The 19,253-nt window shown below is 63.7% G+C and carries 9 protein-coding genes and 1 pseudogene; 8 read left to right on the plus strand and 2 right to left on the minus strand.

The window, feature by feature from the left end:
* Window positions 1-48 precede the first annotated feature (48 nt).
* The 6 genes and pseudogenes from EDD27_RS35055 to EDD27_RS57115 all read left to right on the plus strand — a co-directional run.
* The gene (locus EDD27_RS35055; RefSeq protein ID WP_241564879.1) at window positions 49-1,149 is read left to right on the plus strand and encodes a trypsin-like serine peptidase; all 1,101 of its coding nucleotides are present in this window, start codon (window positions 49-51) and stop codon (window positions 1,147-1,149) included.
* 208 nt (window positions 1,150-1,357) lie between these two features.
* The gene (locus tag EDD27_RS35060) at window positions 1,358-2,521 is read left to right on the plus strand and encodes a trypsin-like serine peptidase (protein WP_127936201.1); all 1,164 of its coding nucleotides are present in this window, start codon (window positions 1,358-1,360) and stop codon (window positions 2,519-2,521) included.
* Between the two features lie 791 nt (window positions 2,522-3,312).
* Window positions 3,313-3,546, plus strand: coding sequence for a hypothetical protein (locus EDD27_RS35070; protein WP_127936202.1), 234 nt, complete (start codon window positions 3,313-3,315; stop codon window positions 3,544-3,546).
* Window positions 3,543-3,863 (plus strand): DUF6247 family protein, encoded by a 321-nt coding sequence (locus tag EDD27_RS35075; RefSeq protein WP_127936203.1) that lies wholly within the window; start codon window positions 3,543-3,545, stop codon window positions 3,861-3,863. The genes EDD27_RS35070 and EDD27_RS35075 overlap by 4 nt, the downstream gene beginning before the upstream one ends.
* Window positions 3,863-4,120, plus strand: a complete 258-nt coding sequence (locus EDD27_RS35080) for a hypothetical protein (RefSeq protein ID WP_127936204.1) — start codon at window positions 3,863-3,865, stop codon at window positions 4,118-4,120. Before EDD27_RS35075 ends, EDD27_RS35080 begins: the two co-directional genes overlap by 1 nt.
* Before the next feature lie 549 nt (window positions 4,121-4,669).
* Window positions 4,670-5,804: pseudogene (locus EDD27_RS57115) on the plus strand (IS1634 family transposase); the annotation flags it as partial.
* Between the two features lie 170 nt (window positions 5,805-5,974).
* Here EDD27_RS57115 and EDD27_RS35095 read toward each other — a convergent pair.
* Window positions 5,975-7,378: a WD40 repeat domain-containing protein gene (locus EDD27_RS35095; protein ID WP_127936207.1), complete on the minus strand. Its 1,404-nt coding sequence runs from the start codon at window positions 7,376-7,378 to the stop codon at window positions 5,975-5,977.
* Window positions 7,379-7,526: 148 nt separating this feature from the next.
* Window positions 7,527-15,038, minus strand: a complete 7,512-nt coding sequence (locus tag EDD27_RS35100) for an RHS repeat-associated core domain-containing protein (RefSeq protein ID WP_164903923.1) — start codon at window positions 15,036-15,038, stop codon at window positions 7,527-7,529.
* Between the two features lie 703 nt (window positions 15,039-15,741).
* On the opposite strand from EDD27_RS35100, the gene EDD27_RS54750 reads away from it, so the two are divergent.
* Both EDD27_RS54750 and EDD27_RS35105 read left to right on the plus strand, forming a co-directional pair.
* Window positions 15,742-16,521 carry a hypothetical protein gene (locus EDD27_RS54750; RefSeq protein WP_164903924.1) on the plus strand — a complete coding sequence of 260 codons (780 nt, stop codon included), beginning with the start codon at window positions 15,742-15,744 and terminating at the stop codon, window positions 16,519-16,521.
* A gap of 1,731 nt (window positions 16,522-18,252) precedes the next feature.
* Window positions 18,253-19,026 (plus strand): transposase family protein, encoded by a 774-nt coding sequence (locus tag EDD27_RS35105; protein WP_127941169.1) that lies wholly within the window; start codon window positions 18,253-18,255, stop codon window positions 19,024-19,026.
* Window positions 19,027-19,253 lie beyond the last annotated feature (227 nt).

Genomic DNA, 19,253 nt, shown 5'->3' on the forward strand with positions numbered 1-19,253 from the left:
CTGCACATCTGGAAAAATCCACCCTTACGACCCTAAGAAAGGCGTTTGATGATCTCCCGGGCCAGGCACGCGGCGGTGGCTGCACTGAGCAGCGCGCTGCTGATACTGCCTGCCTTCACGGGAGTCGCCCAGGCCGCACCCGCCGCCGTGGTCTCCACCGTCCCGCTGGCCAAGACCGCGGATGACGTCAAGAAGGTCGCCGAGTACTGGAAGCCCGAGACGCTCAAGAAGGCCGACAGCTACAGCCCCGCCACGCCCGGCGCCGCCGCCACCCCGACCAGTTCGGCCGCCTCGGGCGCCGCCGGTCCCGCCGCGCCCGGCTCCACGGCCGCCAGGCGGATCTCGACCGCGCAGGCCGCCGCCCCCGCGATGCCGCGCAAGAGCAAGGTCGCCAGCACCATGGGCAAGGTCTACTTCCGCTTCGGGGACAAGCAATATTGGTGCTCCGCCAGCGCGGTCGCCGCCAAGAACCGCAGCGTGGTCTCCACCGCCGGGCATTGCGTGTACGACCCACGACAGGCCAAGCCGGCCGAATTCTGGATCTTCGTTCCCAACCCCGGTCCCAACGGCGAGACGCCGGCCGGCATCTACGTGGGCTCGTCGATCAGCATGCACGAGGACTGGGCGGGCAAGGGCGACTACGACTACGACTACGCGTTCGTGACCGTGCACCGGGGCTTCACCTGGGCGGCCAAGAACGGCCAGTACGTGATGCAGGATGTGGGCAGGCTCCAGGACAACGTGGGCGGCCTGGGGCTCGAGCTGAACAAGAAGCCGGCCACGTACACGGTGTCCGCGTGGGGCTACCCGGCCGGCACCCAGCCGAACGGCACCAAGCCGTACGACGGCACGCAGCTGCGCGGGTGCCGCGAAGGCCCGACGCGCTGGACCGTGGCCCCCAGCCTCGACCTGCAGAAGGGCGTGCAGCTCCAAGCGTGCGACTTCAGCCCCGGCGCGAGCGGCGGCCCCTGGGTGATCGGCTACGACAAGGACCGCAGGATCGGCAGCCTCAACGGCGTCAACAGCCTGACCTGGAACCGGGACGCCAAGGATCTGTACGACGCGGTGTCATCCCCGTACTTCGACAGCGTCACGGGTGAGGTCTACCGACGCGCCGCTTCACAGACCACTCCGGGAAATGTGACCTAAGTCATAAGCAACCGTCCGGTCACTGCAAGCGATCAGCGCGGATCTTGATCTCGGAAAGGTCACGGCGACCGCTTGGGCGTTGACACGCCCGACCGGGAATTCACATTTCCTGAGTCAAACCTGTAAGTTCCAGGCTGACTGTTTACTCTCGCTTTGCTGAGTTGTGGGGTGCGAAAGGCGCCTCAGGTCAGCGCAACCTGGAGTTACCTTGAAGCGAATCCTTCTCCCCGCTGGTGGCGCCATTCTGGTCACCGGCCTGCTCGCGGCCGGCCTGACCGGAACCGCGCAGGCCGAGCCTGACGTCGCCCGTGACCCGATGGCCCGCAACACGTCCGAAGCCGCCTCCGTCGCCTCCTTCTGGCTGGCGTCGAACGGCGCCGCTCTTCGCGCCGCGACGCAGTACACCTGGGACTCGAACGAGGTGCGGAAGGTCGTTTCCAAGGGCGGCGCCGACCCCGACGGCCGGCCCGGCACCACGGCCCCCACCGGTGAGACGAAGTCCACCGGCCGCGCTCAGAACGTCAATCTGCCGAAGACCATCGGCAAGGTCTTCTTCGTCGACGCCGCCGGCAAGTTCCGCTGGTGCTCGGCCACCTCCATCCAGTCGAACTACCGCAACCTGGTCGCCACCGCCGGCCACTGCGTGTACGACACGGACAAGGACACGGCGCTCCTGGACAACTGGGTCTTCGTGCCCGGCTACTACCAGGGCAGGGCCCCCTGGGGCATCTACGTGGGCAAGCAGGCCTTCACCCACTACGACTTCGACGTCTACGAGGACTACGACCGCGACTACGCGTTCGTCACCGTCTACAACGGCATCCTCTTCAACGGCGTCAAGCAGGTGGACCGCCGGGACTACCAGCGCTTCACCGGCCCCAAGCGCCGCTGGGGCGGCCACTACTACATCCTTCTGTCGAAGGACGCCGGGCGTCTGGGCGACAATGTCGGCGGCCAGGGCTTCGCCTGGAACCAGCCCACCGGCAAGCCGGTCCGCGCCTTCGGCTACCCGGCGGCCCCGCACCCCGACGGCGACAAGCCGTACAGCGGCGTCACGCCGAAGCACTGCTACGGCACGACCACCGCCAAGATGGTCGGCGCCCCCTGGCTCAAGATCCAGGAGCACATCGGTCTCAAGTGCGCCGTGACCCCCGGTTACGACGGCGGCCCTTGGCTCATGAACTACAGCAACGGCAAGCGCCTGGGCTACGTCAACGGCGTGACCAGCACGTTCGCCGACCAGGACGGGAACGACCGCGTGGACTACATCACGTCGCCGTACTTCGACGGCGAGACGGCCGCCGTGTACAACGCGGCCAAGAACGTGTGGTCCGGCAAGATCGTCGGCCCGAACGGCGAACTGTACAAGTAAGCCCTGCCAGGGGAAGAGGCGAGGGCCCGGCGGCACAGGCCGGGCCCTCGTCTTGGCTTCCCGCCCGCCGCAGCAAGGCCTTCCGCTCACGGGGCGCTTCGCGCCTTGAGGAGCTCCAGACAGCGCCTCCCAAGGGGGCTCCGCCCCCTTTCGAACCCCGACAAGCACCCACCCGTTGCCCGATTACCAAGTGGGCTGACGGGAGCCCACCCCGAGCGGGCCTCGCTATCGCTCGGACTGTTCTCATAGGGCTTCGCCCGGGCGAGGGGCTCCGCCCCTCCCGCTCCCCGGGTGCAAGACCTGCTCGTTTACGGGCACACTAGAAGCATGAACTCGCGACCCCGCTACGCCAGCCATCGCGTATACCTGGTGCCCTCCGACCTCGAGGAACTGATGGGGCCGGCCACCGGTGTCGTAGAGCACCAACTCGGTTGGACTGGTCAGAGCAGCGAGTTTACGACTTGTCGGACAGCAGCGACTTGGTTCTGATGTATGAACGCGTGATCCGCGAAGCGGCCCACTTTGACGACCTGCGAACGTACCTGAACCACGAAACGCTGGTCCAGATCTGGCCTCGCCTTTACTTGCCGGTCGAGGCGAGGCAGGCGTGGGAAAGAAGCTTCCCAACGCTACGACGGGTCGCATAGCTTCAATGGAGCCGTTGCACGAACTTGTCGCGCGGATCGGTCTCGCCGCGACAGGGCGATTCGGTTTCGCTCTCGCCGGTGTTGAGCATGGCTATGATGTAGGAGACTCTACAGATTGCGGTGGACTGATGTAGAGTCGCCTACATGGCAGACGAGCAGATCCGACCCGCTGTCGTAGACCTGGAAACCCTCGGCAAGATGCGCGCCGACGCCCTGCGCACCGCCCGGGAACTGACCGAACAGATCAGGCTCCGAATCATCGAAGAAGTGGCCAACGGTGGCAAGGAAGCCACCTTGGCCCGCCGCGCCGGGGTGGACCGAATGACGGTCCGAACCTGGCTTGGCAAGGGTCCCAACGCGAAGGGAACTGCAGCATGAGCGCACAGCCACACGCCCCCGCCCCGCACACGCCGGACAAGACCTTCACCGGCGTTCGGACAGCCCTCTTCCATCCTGACGACATCGCTGAATTCGATGCCGAGTATGCCGAGCTGACCAGCACCCCTGTCGTGCCCATGGCTGCCCTGGACGAGTTCCTCGCTCGCTGGTGGCGTACAGCGATCGTGGCCAACCGTGACCGTGATGACTGGCACAGCGTCCTAGAGACTGTCGAGCGCCTGCGCAACGGCGAGCGGCCCACGGGACGCAACCTTGCCGACGTAGCGCGCGAGCGTGGTTACGAGGTTGCCGAGTAGTGGCCTTCACGATCATCCTCGGAAGCAAGATCGCCGAGGAGCAGGTTGACAGCCTCACCGACAGCGAGTTCGCCGCGCTGATGGAGGTGTACGAAACGCTGCGATTGGTGCCCGAGAATGGCGAAAAGCTGAAGAGGGAGGCCCCGGACGGTTCGGCGATACGCATGATCACGCATCGGGGCATCGAGGTGATCTACCACATCGTCGGTCACGCCGTTGAGGTTGTGATCATTCGCGTCAACCGGTTCCCGACCTGAGACGTGCCACGCCAGCAGCACATCCTGAAGATCAACGCTGCCTGACCGTGACCGGATTGAAAGGTATAAGAGCTGCTCAACCTGATCTCCCGTATCGGCACCCTATTGCGGGCGCAGACAGCAGAGACACGGATCCCGTGCGTGCGAAGCTGGCGTCGTTGATATCGTCACCGCACCTCGAAGACCCGCATCGGCACCGCACCCCGCATCATGGCCAGCCTCCGCAACCTGGCCATCGCCTGGCCCGCCTGATCGGCTGAACCAACATCGCCGCCGCCACCGACCACTACCGCAGCCACCCCGCCGACGGCCTTCAGCTACTCGGTCTTACAACATGAGAACGCTTCGGCCCTGGGCCCGCGTGTGGACAACCCGGCGTATGAGATCACATACACCATCGAAGATCGCCTGCGTACGGCTGGCGGCGACGGAGGATCGCACTTACGACCCGACTTTTATCACTCTGGCGTTCCTAGCCCGGCTGCAGAGCTGTGACCTGGGGTTTCAGTTCGCAAGGTGCGCATTAACGGGTCCTTCTAAGCTGTCGGCGTGTCTCCCTACGTTCGTACGGTGAAGACGGCGTCAGGCGCCAGAGCCGTGCAGATCGTGCACTCCTCCCACCGGGGCTCGCGGGATATCGAGCACATCGGATCCGCGCATGACTCTCGGGCTGGACGACAGCCCGCAGGCGGGCGGCCCGCTGGAGATCACCGGCTCCCGGATGGGCCACCTGCACGACGCGTTATCCCGGGCCTATGACCAGCTGGGATTCGGCGAAGCGACCGGGGAAGATGAGGTGTTCCGCGCGCTGGTCATGGCACGGATCATCGAGCCGACCAGCAAACAGGACAGCCTGCGGGTCCTGGACGAAGCCGGCATCGATCCGCCGTCCTATCCGACGGTCAACCGCCGCCTGCCCGCCTACGCCCAGCCCGAATGGCGCGCCGGCCGCCGCGTGCGCCGCACACGCCCGGCTGGGACCGGCCTCACTGGTGCTGTACGACGTCTCCACGCTGTACTTCGAGACCGCCGACGCCGGGGACGGCTTCCGCGAACCCGGGTTCAGCAAGGAGCGGCGGCTGGACCCGCAGATCACCATCGGGCTGCTGACCGACGCCGGCGGGTTCCCGCTGATGGTGGAGGCCTTCGAGGGAAACAAGGCCGAGACGCACACCATGCTCGCGGTGATCCAGGCGTTCATGACCGCCCACCGGCTCGCCGACGTCACAATCGTCGCGGACGCTGGGATGATCTCCGAGGCAACAAGCAGGCCATCGAACAACAAGGCCTGTCGTTCATCCTCGGCATGAAGATCCCTGAGGTCCCCTACGTGGTCAAGCAGTGGCGGCGCGAACACCCGGACACCGACATCCCTGACGGGTACATCTTCATCCAGCCCTGGCCCGCCGCAGCAAGCCAGTCCCGCCGGGAGCAGATGATCTACTATCAGTATCGGGCCGACCGGGCCCGGCGTGCCCTGCGCGGGATCGACGAGCAGGTCGCCAAGGCCGACCGCGCCGTCGAAGGCCAGGCGCCGGTCAAGCGCAACAGGTTCATCCGGCTCGACCGTGCGCTCAAGAGCGTGAACCGGGACCTGGAGGCCAAGGCCCGCGAACTGGCCGGGCTCAAGGGCTACATCACCAACCTGCCGGGCGCCACGCCCGAGTTCGTGATCGACGCCTACACCGGCTCTTCCGTGCGCACCAATTTGATAAGACTCGGGACGGAGGATCGCACTTACGAGGTGCTCTTTTTGAATGGGCCGATGGCAGCGCAGAGAACTCCCATCCTCCCATCTCAGAGGGCACCTCACATTAATTTCCCGGCCTAACCTGAAGATTCACGCCGGTGGATTCAGCTTAGCGCCCAATCGATCGAGCACGCTGCCAAGGTATCTTCACCCAGTAGGCCGCCGCCGTATCGCGTCCAATCAGCACCGCCAGCGTATCGAGTCCACTCTTCGCGAGTAATCTTCAGACGGTCTGGAGCATCACAAGCGACACCAATGGGATCCTCCAGCATCTCCGGCAAGTCCCTCAGGTCCCACATCGTCGCTCCGCGATCGGGACTAGCAGTCAGCGCCACCTCTCCATTAGCACTGACAGCGATATAGCTGACTTCTTGAGAGTAATTCTTCAGGGAGGAGATGTTTGTCGGCCGAGTTTGGCTCGACAGATCCCAGAGCGGCACACTGCCGCCATCTCCCGCAAAAAGTGAAATCTTCCCAGAGTCGGAGAGGGCGATATCGTAGAGATCCTTATTGGGCATATCCAGAGTGGCAGCATGAACCGGCTTAGCAGGGTCTGCCAGTGACCATAGATCCGCCCGGTGCGAGCTTCCGACGAGGATTTCACGTCCGTCTGCACTAATAGATATTGGACCTGCAGTCTTAAATGGCAGGTCCAGTCTACTGAGCTGGATTGGGTTATCGTGGCGACCGAGGTCCCAGATTGCCACGTCTCGTTCCTTTGTCAGGATGGCAGCAAGACGGGCATCAGCGTCAAGAGAGATGCTACTGATGCGGCCACCCAGGAGCCGAACATGTGAGCGCCTAATCGGTTTCGTTTTTACACTGAGATCCCAGATGGAAAAATTTCCGTCGAGGTCACCGACGCATGCCGTGCGGCCATCACGTGACAACGCGAGCGCCTCTATCCGCCGATCGGCGTCACTTGCGGCACCCGCATTGATAGCTCCTAGGCGAGTAGGCTGTGCAAGGTTGTTCAGATCCCATAGCACCGCCGTACCGTTATCTTGGCTAACCAACGCGGTTCGACCGTCAGAGGAGAGTGCAAGGACGTCTACATCTCCATAATCACCTTCCAGTTTAGCTCGCTTTTCGACTTCACCTTCTATATTCGGGTCGAGCATGCCGCTCAGATCCCAGACGCCGATCTCGTCTGCGTCCTCTATGAGCGCCACGTGACCGTCCTGGCTCAGCGCCACACTGCGAGCACCTCTTGGATTCAGAGAGAAGAGATCTTCGCGACGCAGCACCAAGAGGCTTTCAAGCAATACCTTGCGGCTTGCGGCGTCCGCGTTGATATGTACCGCAGCTACGCTGAGTTTGAGGGATGTATATGGATCCACATCTCTCAGTTCACTCGCCTGGAGGGCGAGAGAGCGAGCCAGAAGGGTCCGCTCATTCGTGAATGCTTCCTGCTGTGCGTAGACCAACAAGGAGCCGATCGCAGCTATGATACCCAGCATGACCAGGCCAATGATTACAAAGGCTTTCACACTAGGACGGACGTTCATGGCGGTACACTCATCTCCTGCTAATTGCCAATGTCGCTGGGCTCCAGGATATCGGTGATGATGACTTGAGAGGGGACAAGGGGGGCCACAGAATCATCTCCTCCCGCGAAACTGTTGGCCATTCTCCTTCGCATCGTCTACCTCGCCGTCATAGGGGCTTGTATGTCGTTTTCTTGGCGTATGGGGATTTTGGATCGCAATGAGATTCCACTGCCGCTTCATACGCAACCGGGGTGCAAATACTCATATTCATGACGAGCTGAATCCCTCCCGCCTCACCGTGCTTAGCACTGCCGGCCAGAGCCTCGGCAATGGCATCCTTCTTGATCTGGTCGATTACCTTGGCGACCGAATCGGCAAGGACTTTAGCCGCCCCACAGATACCGCCAATGTAGGGCTGTCCGGGGCCTAGCACTGCTGCACAGAGATCCATGCCAGCCGCGAAAACAAGGAGGTCTACGTTCTCTTTGTTCTCCAGAATGGCAGCTGCATCCTTACCGCTAATATAGCCGACGCAGTTGTAATTATTTGCCGGCTTCTCACAGATAGTGTAAGACACATCCTGCCAATCCCTGCCCTTCGTGCAGCCGGACTTCTCAAGTCCTGATATACCCACACATTCTTCAAGGAACGTATTCCATGTCGCTTCACAAATGCTTGCATTATTAAGGTCGCCAGCTTTTACACTTCCCCGACAGTGATAGTTAACGTTCGCACCGAAGGCACATTCGTTTTCCGACAGCCCTCTCGCGTAGCACTTAAGCATGTTGTTCAGGTTGTCACCGCAAATACTGGCGTCATGCTTTCTGCATTTGTTGTTCAGCTCAGCATATTCGCTACATATCTTGTGATCATCGCGATTCTTCTTGTCACCCCTGCACGAGATGTAGTCATTTCGAGCGATCTCACAGTCGCTGTTGCTGGCGCCGTATCCACTGTTGCGGTCCCGTTCCAGGGAGCATCGACGTTGTTCCCTGTTGGCGCCTGAGCAGGTGCCGTGACTCCGCGGTGTCGCAGGATGATTACCGTTACTGCCGATGCGGCAGTCAATATAATTGTCGGCATACTCAGAGCACAGGACTTTCCCCGTCTTCTTCTCATTGCGACATTCGACGTAGTCAACCTTCATGTCCTGACAGTGCTTTTTCTTGTTGCCCGCATCACGGCAATCGTTATATTCAACTACCGCATCGGCACATATAAGACCCTTACCCTTCTTCGAGCCTGCAGGACATGTCACTTTCTTTGCTGTCTGCTTCTTGTGGCCGTCAGGGTCGATATTGGTGAGGGGATTGTCGTTGGTGTAGGTGTAGCGATTGATTTGGACGGAGGGGTCGGGGTTTTGGGTGAGGGTGTCGCGGCTGATGAAGCTGCCGGTGGTGGGCTGGTACCAGCGAGCGGCCATGTTGATCTTGCCGGTGCTGGGGTCGGTGTAGCCGCCCTGGTATCCGAGGGTGTGGGCTGCTCCGGTGCGCGTGATGACCTCCCCGAAGGGGTTGTAGGCGACCGAGTCGATTAGTGAGGTGCCGGTGGCGGTAAAGGCTCCGATGAGGTCGCCGCGCAGGTCACAGAACGCGAGCTGGGCGCCGGCGCCGTCCGACAGGCCGAGGGTGCGGCCGAGGGCGTCCCGGCCGAACATTGCGGTCTTGGTACCTGTGGCGCCGTCGGTGACGGTGACGAGGTTGTTGGTGGTGCCGTCGTAGGTCATGCGCTGGGTCTTGCCGCTTTGAGTGCGGGTTTCGACCCGGTCGAGGGCGTCATAGTCATACTGCACGCTGTCGTCACTGACCATGCGTTCGAAGGCGTCGAACTTGGTAATGCGGACCATGCCGCCGCCTTCTTCGGCAAGGGTCCCGCGAGCGGTGTAGATGTAGGTACGCCCATCGCCCGCGGTCAGCCTGTTGCGTTCGTCGTAGGCATAAGTCTTGTCGCCCGCCTTGATCCGGTTGCCGGCTGCGTCCCAGCCGTAATCGGTCTTGACCCTGTCGGGCCCCGTCCAGGAGGTGAGCCGGTTGGCCCAGTCATAGGTATAGGTGTTCTTCCCGCCACCAGCGGTTCCGGCGGTGGTCTTGGACGTCATGTTGTCGTCCAGGTCGTAGCCGTACTCGATGGACGCGATTGGTGCCGCAGCTGACGTGGTCAGCGTGTCCTTGGTGAGCCGGTTCAAATCGTCATAGCTGTAGGTGCGGCGGGCACCGCCCGCGCCGTAGGCCATGCCGGTCAGGCGGTTGGCCTTGTCGTAGCTGTAGTCAATGGTGGTTCCGGAGACTGGGTCCACCGATTGGGTGAGCCGGTCGCCGTTGTCCCACGTAAAGGTGGAGGTACCAGTGCCGTCGACGCGCTGCACGAGTCGGCTGTTGGCATCGTAGGCGTACACGTTAAGATCGCCAGCGACGGCGCTGCTGGACTTAAGCAACTGGCCGCGGTCGTTGAGGGTGAAGGTCAGATCATTCGCGGTGATCAGGCGTCCGGCCTGGTCGTAGCCAAACGTCTTGGCCTCGGTCTCGGCCTCAGCGCCGGTCCCCGTCTGCTTGATGAGCCGGTTGAGCTCGTCGAAGGTGCGCTCGACGCGCACCCCGCCGGGGGCCAGGGTGACAGTCGGGTTGCCGCCCGCGTCGTAGGTGGCGGTCCAGGTGCGGTCCTTCAGATCCGGGTGCTGCGCGGTGGCCGGCTCGATCACCGTCTCCACGAGGCCGAGGCTGTTGTAGGCGGTGTAGGTGGAGTGCCCGCGCCCGTTGGTCCCCCGGGTCTGCGCGCCGGCGGCGTCGTAGCCGAAGGTGCTGGTAATCTGCTCTGTCGCGGAGACTGGCTCAACCAGGTGGGTCATGCGGTTGGCCGCGTCGAAGGAGCGGGTGACGGTGTGCCCCTCACCTGAGGTGTTGCTGATCGGGTTGCCAGCCAGGTCGTAACCGATCTTCCGGGTACGCAGCACCGTGCCGTTGGCGTCCAGTTCGCGGGTCTCGATCTTGCGGCCGGCCAGGTCGTAAAGGGCCTGGGAGGTGAGCCCGAGTGCGTTGGTGGTCGTGGTGGCGCGTCCGGCCAGGTCGTAGCCGAAGGTGGTGGCGTTGCCGAGCGCGTCGGTGTGCTTGGCCAGCCCTCCAGTCGCGTCATAGGCCCGCGTGGACGAGTCGCCGGTGGGGCGGGTGGTCTTGATCAGCCGGCCGGCATCGTCGTATTCCAGCTTGGTGACGTAGATGCCCGGTGTGGGCTTGCGCTCGATCGTGCTCAGCGTGATCTGCCGACCGAGGTCATCGTAGGTCGATTCCGACCGGGCTCCGGTCGGGTCCACCGTCCACAGCGCCTCGCCGAGCAGGTCGTAGCCGAACGTCCACGTTCCGGCCGCCGCACCAGCGGCGGGCGGGTCGATCACCTGCACCTTGCGGCCCAAAGCGTCGTAGGTGGCGGTGGTGGTCTTCCCGCGCGAGCTGGTGGCCTTGATCAGCTGACCGGCCGTGTCGTATTCAGCGGTCGCGGTCGGGGTGATCAGTTGCCCGCCTGGCGGCGTGTAGGACGGGAGGGTCTGCGCCGTGACGCGGCCCGCTCGGTCGTAAGTGGCTGTGGTGGTGCGGCCCTCCGGATCGATCTGGTGGGTGCGCTCACCAAAAGTGTTGTAGCCGATCTTCGAGGTGGGTCTCTCACTTGCCGGGGCCCCGCCATTCCGTTCCACCTGTACGGCCGGCAATTGCATCCGGACCGGCAGCCCGAGCGCGTTGTAGGACACGTGCGTGGTGAAGTCTGCCGCGTTGGCCCCGCCCCCGTTGCCGCGCGGATCTGTCATGCCAACCACCAGGCCACGATCATCAGTCGTCAACGTGGTGACCAGGTCCGCGCCATCGTTGCGCACCGTCTGCCGAATCGGCTTGTTCAGCGCATCGTAGGCGTACTCGGTTACCTCACTGCGGCTGGTTCCCGCTCCGGTCTGCGTCGCCCTGATCACGTTGCCGTTGGCGTCATAGGCGAAGGCCGACTTGCGAGCCAGCACGTCGGGGTCGACCACCCGCGAACTGATGCGTCCCGCCGCGTCGTAGACGGCGTCGATACGCAGCGTGCCGCCACTGGCGGTTTGCCGGGTGAGCTGACCGGCGGCGTCATACACCCTCGAGTCCAGCACGACATCCCGGCCAGTGGTGGAGCCGTTCAGTTTGGCGCCCTTGGCGATGGCCTCGAACGGCAGGTTGTCGGTGTAGTAGGTGTAGGCGGTCGTACGACCCATCGCATCAGTCGTGGACGCCAGTCGGCCCGCCGGGTCGTAGGCCTTGGACTCCATCACCACGTCCGCCGCGGGTTGGGGGTCGACCGGGCTGCCGGTCCACCCCTTCAGCACCGTGGTGGCCAGCTCGCCGCGCGGCGTGTAGGTGTAGTGCAACGTCGTTCCGCGCGCGTCGGTGGAGCTGACCTTCTGACCCTTGTGGTCGTAGGCGAAGCGCTGTATCCCGCCCCCCGGGCCAGTGACCGTCTCCTGCCGACCGTAGGTGTCGTAGGTGTAGGTCGTGGTGCGGGCCTCATCGCCGCCGGTCAGATCCTCGCTGGTCTCGGTCAATACCAGGCCGTCGGCGTCGTAGGTGGCAGACCAGCGCAACGTGTGCGTCTTGCCGGTGACCTCGTTCTTCACGCCCGGCCCGGTCTTGGTCAGCACCCTGCCCAGGCCGTCATAGGTGACCGCGGTGGTGACGCCCTCCGGGTGCGCCGTGGAGATCTCGGTGGTGGAGATCACCCGGCCGATCGCGTCGTGAGCGTACCTCTTCACCAGCCCCGACGGGGTGGTCTCGGCCGCGAGATCACCCGCGGCGGTGTAGGCGTAGACGGTCTCGTTGCCCTTGTAGTCCTTGGCCGACTTCACCAAACCGGCGGGCATGGTGCCGCCATTGGCCGCCGCTTCCGTGCCGTCGGTGTAGGTCTTGGTCGCGGTACGGCCGACCGGGAAGTCCTCTGTCGCCGGGGTGGTGGCCTTGATCTCCTCACCGAAAGCGTTGTACGCCCAAGAGGTCATATACGTCTCGTCCGTCGCCGAAGCCGACCGCCCGTCACGCTCAGCAATCTTCACATCATTACGTGGATCGAACGGCTTGTCGGCGTCGATGAAGTAGCTGTAGTGCTCCGTCGAACAGTTGGCGCCAGCCGTACGACAAGTCTTCTTCGACAGCAGGTTCCCGCGCGCGTTGTAGGCCAGCTCGACCACGTTGTTATTGGCGTCGAACACCTTGGCCGGATATCCGCCGACGTCGTAGGCCCACTTCGTGGTCGCCCCCACCTGGTCGGTCTCCGATACTGGCCGGTTGCCGCGCTGCGCATCGCTGACATACGTGACGACGCGGTTGTGCGGATCCGTCACCGTCACGGTGGCGAAGGTGGAGATGGTGGTCTGCTTGGCATAAACCCGCTCGGACAATGTCCACTTGCCGCCGTTGGCATCGACATGGGTCACCAGGCGTCCGCCGTCAGCAGCGTAGGCGTTGTCCGCGTCTACCCGGCCCGACGGCATCGTGACCTTGGTCAGCTGCGCCTGGGCGTTGCGTGCGGCGTAGTGCCGTTGCACCGTCGGCGTGCCGAGCGCCTTGCCGTACACCGCGACCTCATCAATGTCGCCGTTGAACGGGAACACCTTGGTCGAGGTGGTCGTGGAGGGCCACGCCGTACTGCCGTAGCCAGACCCGATCCGGGTCTCCCACTGATCACCGTGCTTGATCTCGCCGGACAGGGTGCCGATCTGGGCGCCGTCCAGGAACAGGGTCTGGGTGTCCTTGCGGCCCGACAGCACCACGTGATGCCAGGTGCCGTCGTTCACGGCCGCGGTGGAGATGATCGGAGTGTGCGCACCGGTGTAGAACTGGCCGCGCAGCTTGCCGTCAGTGCCGACATACACCACCGGGGTGAACGCCGACGGGGTGTTGTCGGCCGAGTTCTGCATCCCGATGATCGTGCCGGAGGCAGTGGTCTTGAACCAGGCTTCTACCGCCAACTCGCCACCCTGCCCACTGATCGTCGAGCGGGGCAACTGGACGAAGGTAGAGGTGGCCGCGCCCTTGAACCGCATCGCCGGATCCGGCGACCCGCCCAACGCACCTGTCACGCCCACGCCCAGGTCGGCTGGGGTGGTGCCGGTGAGCTTGGCCTGCTCCTCGGTGATGTTCCAGCCCGCCGAGGAGGCGACCTTCGTCCCGGTCGTGGTGGCAGTCTCGTTCAGCCGGTAGTAGTACTCCGGCGCCGAGTCCAGCACGACGCTCTTGTACCGCGAAGCCGGCGTGTAGGCGTAGGTGGTGCATGCGGTGTCCGAGGTCGGCGGGCACACCTTGATGAGCTGGTCGCCTTCATAGGCGTAGGTCCAGGTCAGCGCCTTGCCGTCGACCGGGTCAGTGGACACGCTGTTCACGTGGCTGCCCGTCCAGGTGAACGTCAGCGACCGGCCCCCTGTCGCGGTCACCTTGGTTAGTTTGCCGTCTGCGTCGCGGGTGAGGTCCTGAGACCGTCCCCGATGGTCACTGATCTTGGAGAGACGGCCGGAGGCGTCGAACCAGTAGGACGTGGCGGACTTGTCCATCAGCCGCCAACCGCCCGCCGTCTCCGCGGCCAGAGTGGCGAACGTGCCCGCTGGGGCGGCGAAGCTGCCGTCGCCCTTGGGCGCAAACCGTAGTTGCTCACCCGAGGGGTAGGTCACCAGCAGGTTGCCCTGCGGCTCGACCTCGATCCGCATGTCCCACCGGGTGGTCCAGCCCGCACCGAACACACCGTCAGTGCGCAGGTCCAGGCTGTTGTAGGTACGGGTCACTGACAGCGGTGGACCCACCACCGCCACCGTGGCGTCGGTCGCCGTGTGGGCGTAGTTGCCCGAAGTGTGGTTGAAGTCCCGGCCCTGCGTGCCCCCGGCGAGTAGCGCGTTGATGCTGCCCTGCTCCGGAGACGGGGTGAAGGTGCGCCAAGCCGACGTCACCGTTGTGTAGGTCGTGGCGGCCTTGGCCATCCACGAGTACGTCTTACCCCAGGCCAACTTCTTGTCCGGCACCCGCCATGCACCCGAGGTGGTCCACTCCTTGGAGTCCTCGCACCACGTCCAATTCGGCGCCGAGCCCTCACACACCTGGAACCAGTACTTCACCGGCGCTTCGTTCAACGGGCGGGCGTTCGCCGACAGCACCGGCGTCAACGTGTCAACCTGGCTATTGTTCGCCGGCGAGAACGTCTCGAACGGCAGGGCACTGATCTTGGCATACACCCAGTCCGACCATGGGCTGCTCATGCCCGAGGTCGTGGTAGCCCGAACCCGCCAGCGAATCAGCCAGCCGTCCTTCAACTTATCGGCTGGCATCACGGCCCACGCGTTCGTACCAGATGCATACGACGTCGACGACGAGCCTGCCCAGATCAAGCCCGATCCCTGCTCCGCCACGGTCGGATCATGTTCGACCTCGACGTTGAGGACGGACCTACGATTTTCCGGGTCGGTGACTTTCGCGTAGAGCCATGGCGTCAAGGTGGCAGCCGTCCACGATGCCGTACCTCGTACCGCTGGGTCCATCCCGAGTCCCTCGATCGACGGCTTGTTCAGGTCAACCCTTGTCGGCTGCCAATCTGACCACGGTCCTGCGACGCCAGAGGCGGTCTCACCGCGGACCCGCCATCGCACCAGCCAGCCATCATTCAGCTTGCCGGCGGGAATCTGCACCCACGCATTTGAGCCTGAGTCGTACGCCTTCGACCCCTTGCCTGCCCAGATTTGCCCAGTGCCCTGGCCGGTCGCTGCGGGATCGTGCTCGATCTCAACGCTCAGATATGAACCACGCGACTCGGGATCGCTAACCTTTGCGTACACCCACGGCGTCAGCGAGGGGATCGTCCATGCACCTGCGCCTTGCGTACCTGGCGTGACTCCCAGCCCAGCGACAGAGGGTTTCTTCAGGTCAACTGTGGCCGACTGCCACTCCGACCACACGCCACTGGTTCCCGTCGTGGTGACTCCACGCACGCGCCAGCGGATTAGCCACCCATCTGCGAGCTTCCCAGCAGGCACTTGCACCCATGCGTTGGAGCCCGACGCATACGAGGTCCCTCCTGTACCTGCCCAGATAAGCCCACTGCCCTGCCCCGACGACAATGGATCATGCTCAATCTCCGCGGCAAGGTACGAAGCAGAGCCTCCGGGATCAGTGACCTTCATGTACAGCCAAGGAGTCAGCGAGGAAAGAACCCATCCGCTTGAGCCTTGAGTCGCGGGCAAGGCCCCGAGCCCATTTCCTGCTGGCCTGTTCACCTCCACTTTTCCTGCCTGCCACTCCGACCAAGGCCCAGCAACCGAAGACGCCGAACTTCCCGCCAGCCCTCGGATACGCCACCGAATCAACCACCCGTCCTGCAGCTTGCCCGAAGGCATGGCCGAAGTGCCGATGCTTGTTGAGCAGTATCCGGTGACGAAAGAGCTTTGGGCCGACCAGATCAGACCACTGCCTTGCCCAGCAGCTGATGGATCATGCTCAACCTCGACAGCCACGGCCATACCCCGACACTCAGGATCGGAGACACTCGCCGAAAACGCCGGCGTCAGCGATGAGAGAGTCCACAACCCCGACGCCAACTGCCCCGACGACGACACGCCCCCCACCGTCGGCTTACTAGTGTCGACCTTGCCTGCCTGCCACTCCGACCAAGGCCCAGCAACCGAAGACGCCGAACTTCCCGCCAGCCCTCGGATACGCCACCGAATCAACCACCCGTCCTGCAGCTTGCCCGAAGGCATGGCCGAAGTGCCGATGCTTGTTGAGCAGTATCCGGTGACGAAAGAGCTTTGGGCCGACCAGATCAGACCACTGCCTTGCCCAGCAGCTGATGGATCATGCTCAACCTCGACAGCCACGGCCATACCCCGACACTCAGGATCGGAGACACTCGCCGAAAACGCCGGCGTCAGCGATGAGAAAGTCCACAACCCCGACGCCAACTGCCCCGACGACGACACGCCCCCCACCGTCGGCTTACTAGTGTCGACCTTGCCTGCCTGCCACTCCGACCAAGGCCCAGCAACCGAAGACGCCGAACTTCCCGCCAGCCCTCGGATACGCCACCGAATCAACCACCCGTCCTGCAGCTTGCCCGAAGGCATCACCGGACTATCAATCGTCGTCTCGCACCACCCAGTAACGAAGTCACTCTGAGCCGACCAAATCAGACCACTACCCTGACCCGCAGCCGACGGATCATGCTCCACCTCCACCGCCAGCGCCATCCCACGACACTCAGGATCCCTAACCGGCGCCCAAAACCGCGGCGTCAACGACGAAAACGTCCACAAGCCCGACGCCAACTGCCCCGACGACGACACGCCCCCCACCGTCGGCTTACTAGTGTCGACCTTGCCTGCCTGCCACTCCGACCAAGGCCCAGCAACCGAAGACGCCGAACTTCCCGCCAGCCCTCGGATACGCCACCGAATCAACCACCCGTCCTGCAGCTTGCCCGAAGGCATCACCGGACTATCAATCGTCGTCTCGCACCACCCAGTAACGAAGTCACTCTGAGCCGACCAAATCAGACCACTACCCTGACCCGCAGCCGACGGATCATGCTCCACCTCCACCGCCAGCGCCATCCCACGACACTCAGGATCCCTAACCGGCGCCCAAAACCGCGGCGTCAACGACGAAAACGTCCACAAGCCCGACGCCAACTGCCCCGACGACCCCGGAGCCCCCACCGTCGGCTCCGCCAAGGTAATCGCCACTTGTGCATCTCGGGTTCGTTCTTTGACACCGGACCGGGCCGCGGCCGGGCGAGGCAGCGGAGCGGCGGACGATGCGTTCGGGGCGGGAGGGACAGCGGCTGGCGCGTTCCCGATGGGAGCGGCGAGCTCCGGCTCGAACTCCTCAGGGAGAGGTGGTGGGGTCTTCAGGCCTTCGCTGGACGAATCGGCGAGTTCGTGCGGCTCGTCCAGCGGTAACACCCCCTTGGGGCGCTTGCCGGCTTTCACGGTGGCGGTGTCAATGCTGGTCTGGGTGGCCTCGGGGCCGACCAAGTGGGGCAGGTTCTTGGCGGTGCCCGTCTGCTGAACGGGGACGCTACTCGACGCACCCTTGGTGGGCGACTGCGGAATATCGAGGCGCGCGCCGACCGGATCGGCCACCGCAGGCTCTATCTGTAACTGGATCAGGCTCGGAATGAGCGCGGCCACTAGGACTACGGTGATCCTGGCTCGCAGGCGGCCCTTCCGATTCAGCCCAAAACCGCTGCGCCCCATCACGCCACTCGACCGATTTCGCGCACGCATGCGTCACTGCTCCTGCCGTGAAGGGGCGCAGCCGAAACGAGAGGCGAATGCGCTCCGATGCCCACCGTAAGATCGACATAAAGAAGATCACCCCTTGTATAGCCCAGCAGTCAATCGGTGCATAGATCCCTCCGCGAACGCTGGCCCCCTACTGCTTGGAACGGAACAAATGCAACGCGATATCGGCGCAGCTTGCAGGAACGCACGTCTTTCACGTCTGTGACTAACGTCACACTGGTAAGCCGTTGTGCCTGATCAGAACGAGAGCGTCGATAGCTCGCACCCTGCCTGGAGCACCCCGCCGCAGGGTTGCGTCCACGGGAGTGGTGCACGAGTTTGACCTGGTCACAGGCGGACATAGGGGATACTCAACGGCGCCTCTCAACCAACGCGCCGCACAGGCGTTAGCCAGGTCGGCCAGCCCGCAGCCAGCGGTCAGGGCTAGCAGGAGCAGGCACAGGCCGACCAGGCGCTGACGGATCACTGAACCTTTTCCAACCTCCTGGAGGCGTGCCCTGGTCACAGCATGATCGCGATGCGGTGGTTCGGCTGGAGACGTGAAGAAGCTCCTGGTAGAGGGGTTGATCACCACAATCATCGCCGTCATCACCAGGAGCTTCGGGTGCTGTTCTATCGTGCTGCCGTCGATTTGTCGCGCTCAATGCTCAACTATGTCGCCGGGATGATCCGGCGCCACCGTAAGGCGATCGGATCGCTCTGGCGGATACTCAACCCCGGCCAGCAGGCCCTGCTGGTGCTGGTCTACCTGCGCAAAGGTGAGACGTACACCGACCTTGCGGCCGGTTTCGGAGTCTCAACGTGCACCACCTGGCGGTACGTGGAGGAGACGGTGGCGCTGTTGTCGGCGCGCTCATCCAAGCTCGGGCAGGCGTTACGGAAGGCGAAGCGGAACGGGCTGCACTATCTGGTGCTGGACGGCACGCTGATCCGTACCGACCGGATCAAGGCCGACCGGCCCTACTTCTCCGGCAAGCATCGCGTGCACGGGATGAACGTGCAGGTCATCGCCCCACCAGACGGGACCATCCTGTGGACCTCGGGCGCGCTGCCCGGCAAGACGCATGAGCTGAGCGCCGCCCGCATCTGGGGCATCCTGCGCGCGCTGGAAAAGGCAGGGATCATCACCCTGGCGGACAAGGCATATCAGAGGGCCGAGGACCCGGTCCTCACGCCCTACAAGGGCAAGGACAAGCCCGAGTCACAAAAGCAGGCCAACCGCTCCCACGCCAAGCTCCGCGGTCCCGGCGAACGCGCGAACGCCCAGCTGAAGAGCTGGAAAATCCTCCGCAAGCAACGTTGCAGCCCGTCCAAGGCCAGCCACCTCTGCAAGGCCATCGCCGTCCTTCAAAACCACCGCGTCGCGCAGACCGTATAGAGATGAAAAGGGTTCACTAGGGCATTACCAACGAGAGAGCGATCCGTTTCCTATGAAGGGATCACGGCCTCATCACCGGACGGAAACAGCCCGCTTGGGCCGGAAGGATTCGCTCTCCCCAAAGCCGCCTCTGAGCGGCCTACCCCTGCTGCCGTAACCACGCCGGGGACCCGCTACCCGGCATGCTGGTTCCTCTCAGGGCCGGTGCAGAGACCGTCGGCCCACAG

Origin of the sequence: Nonomuraea polychroma, assembly GCF_004011505.1 — a bacterium.
Lineage (GTDB): Bacteria > Actinomycetota > Actinomycetes > Streptosporangiales > Streptosporangiaceae > Nonomuraea > Nonomuraea polychroma.

Coding starts and splice junctions, on each gene's coding strand:
- EDD27_RS35055 (WP_241564879.1), top strand. CDS start 49: ATGATCTCCCGGGCCAGGCACGCGGCGGTGGCTGCACTGAGCAGCGCG.
- EDD27_RS35070 (WP_127936202.1), top strand. CDS start 3,313: ATGGCAGACGAGCAGATCCGACCCGCTGTCGTAGACCTGGAAACCCTC.
- EDD27_RS35075 (WP_127936203.1), top strand. CDS start 3,543: ATGAGCGCACAGCCACACGCCCCCGCCCCGCACACGCCGGACAAGACC.
- EDD27_RS35095 (WP_127936207.1), bottom strand. CDS start 7,378: ATGAACGTCCGTCCTAGTGTGAAAGCCTTTGTAATCATTGGCCTGGTC.
- EDD27_RS54750 (WP_164903924.1), top strand. CDS start 15,742: ATGGCCGAAGTGCCGATGCTTGTTGAGCAGTATCCGGTGACGAAAGAG.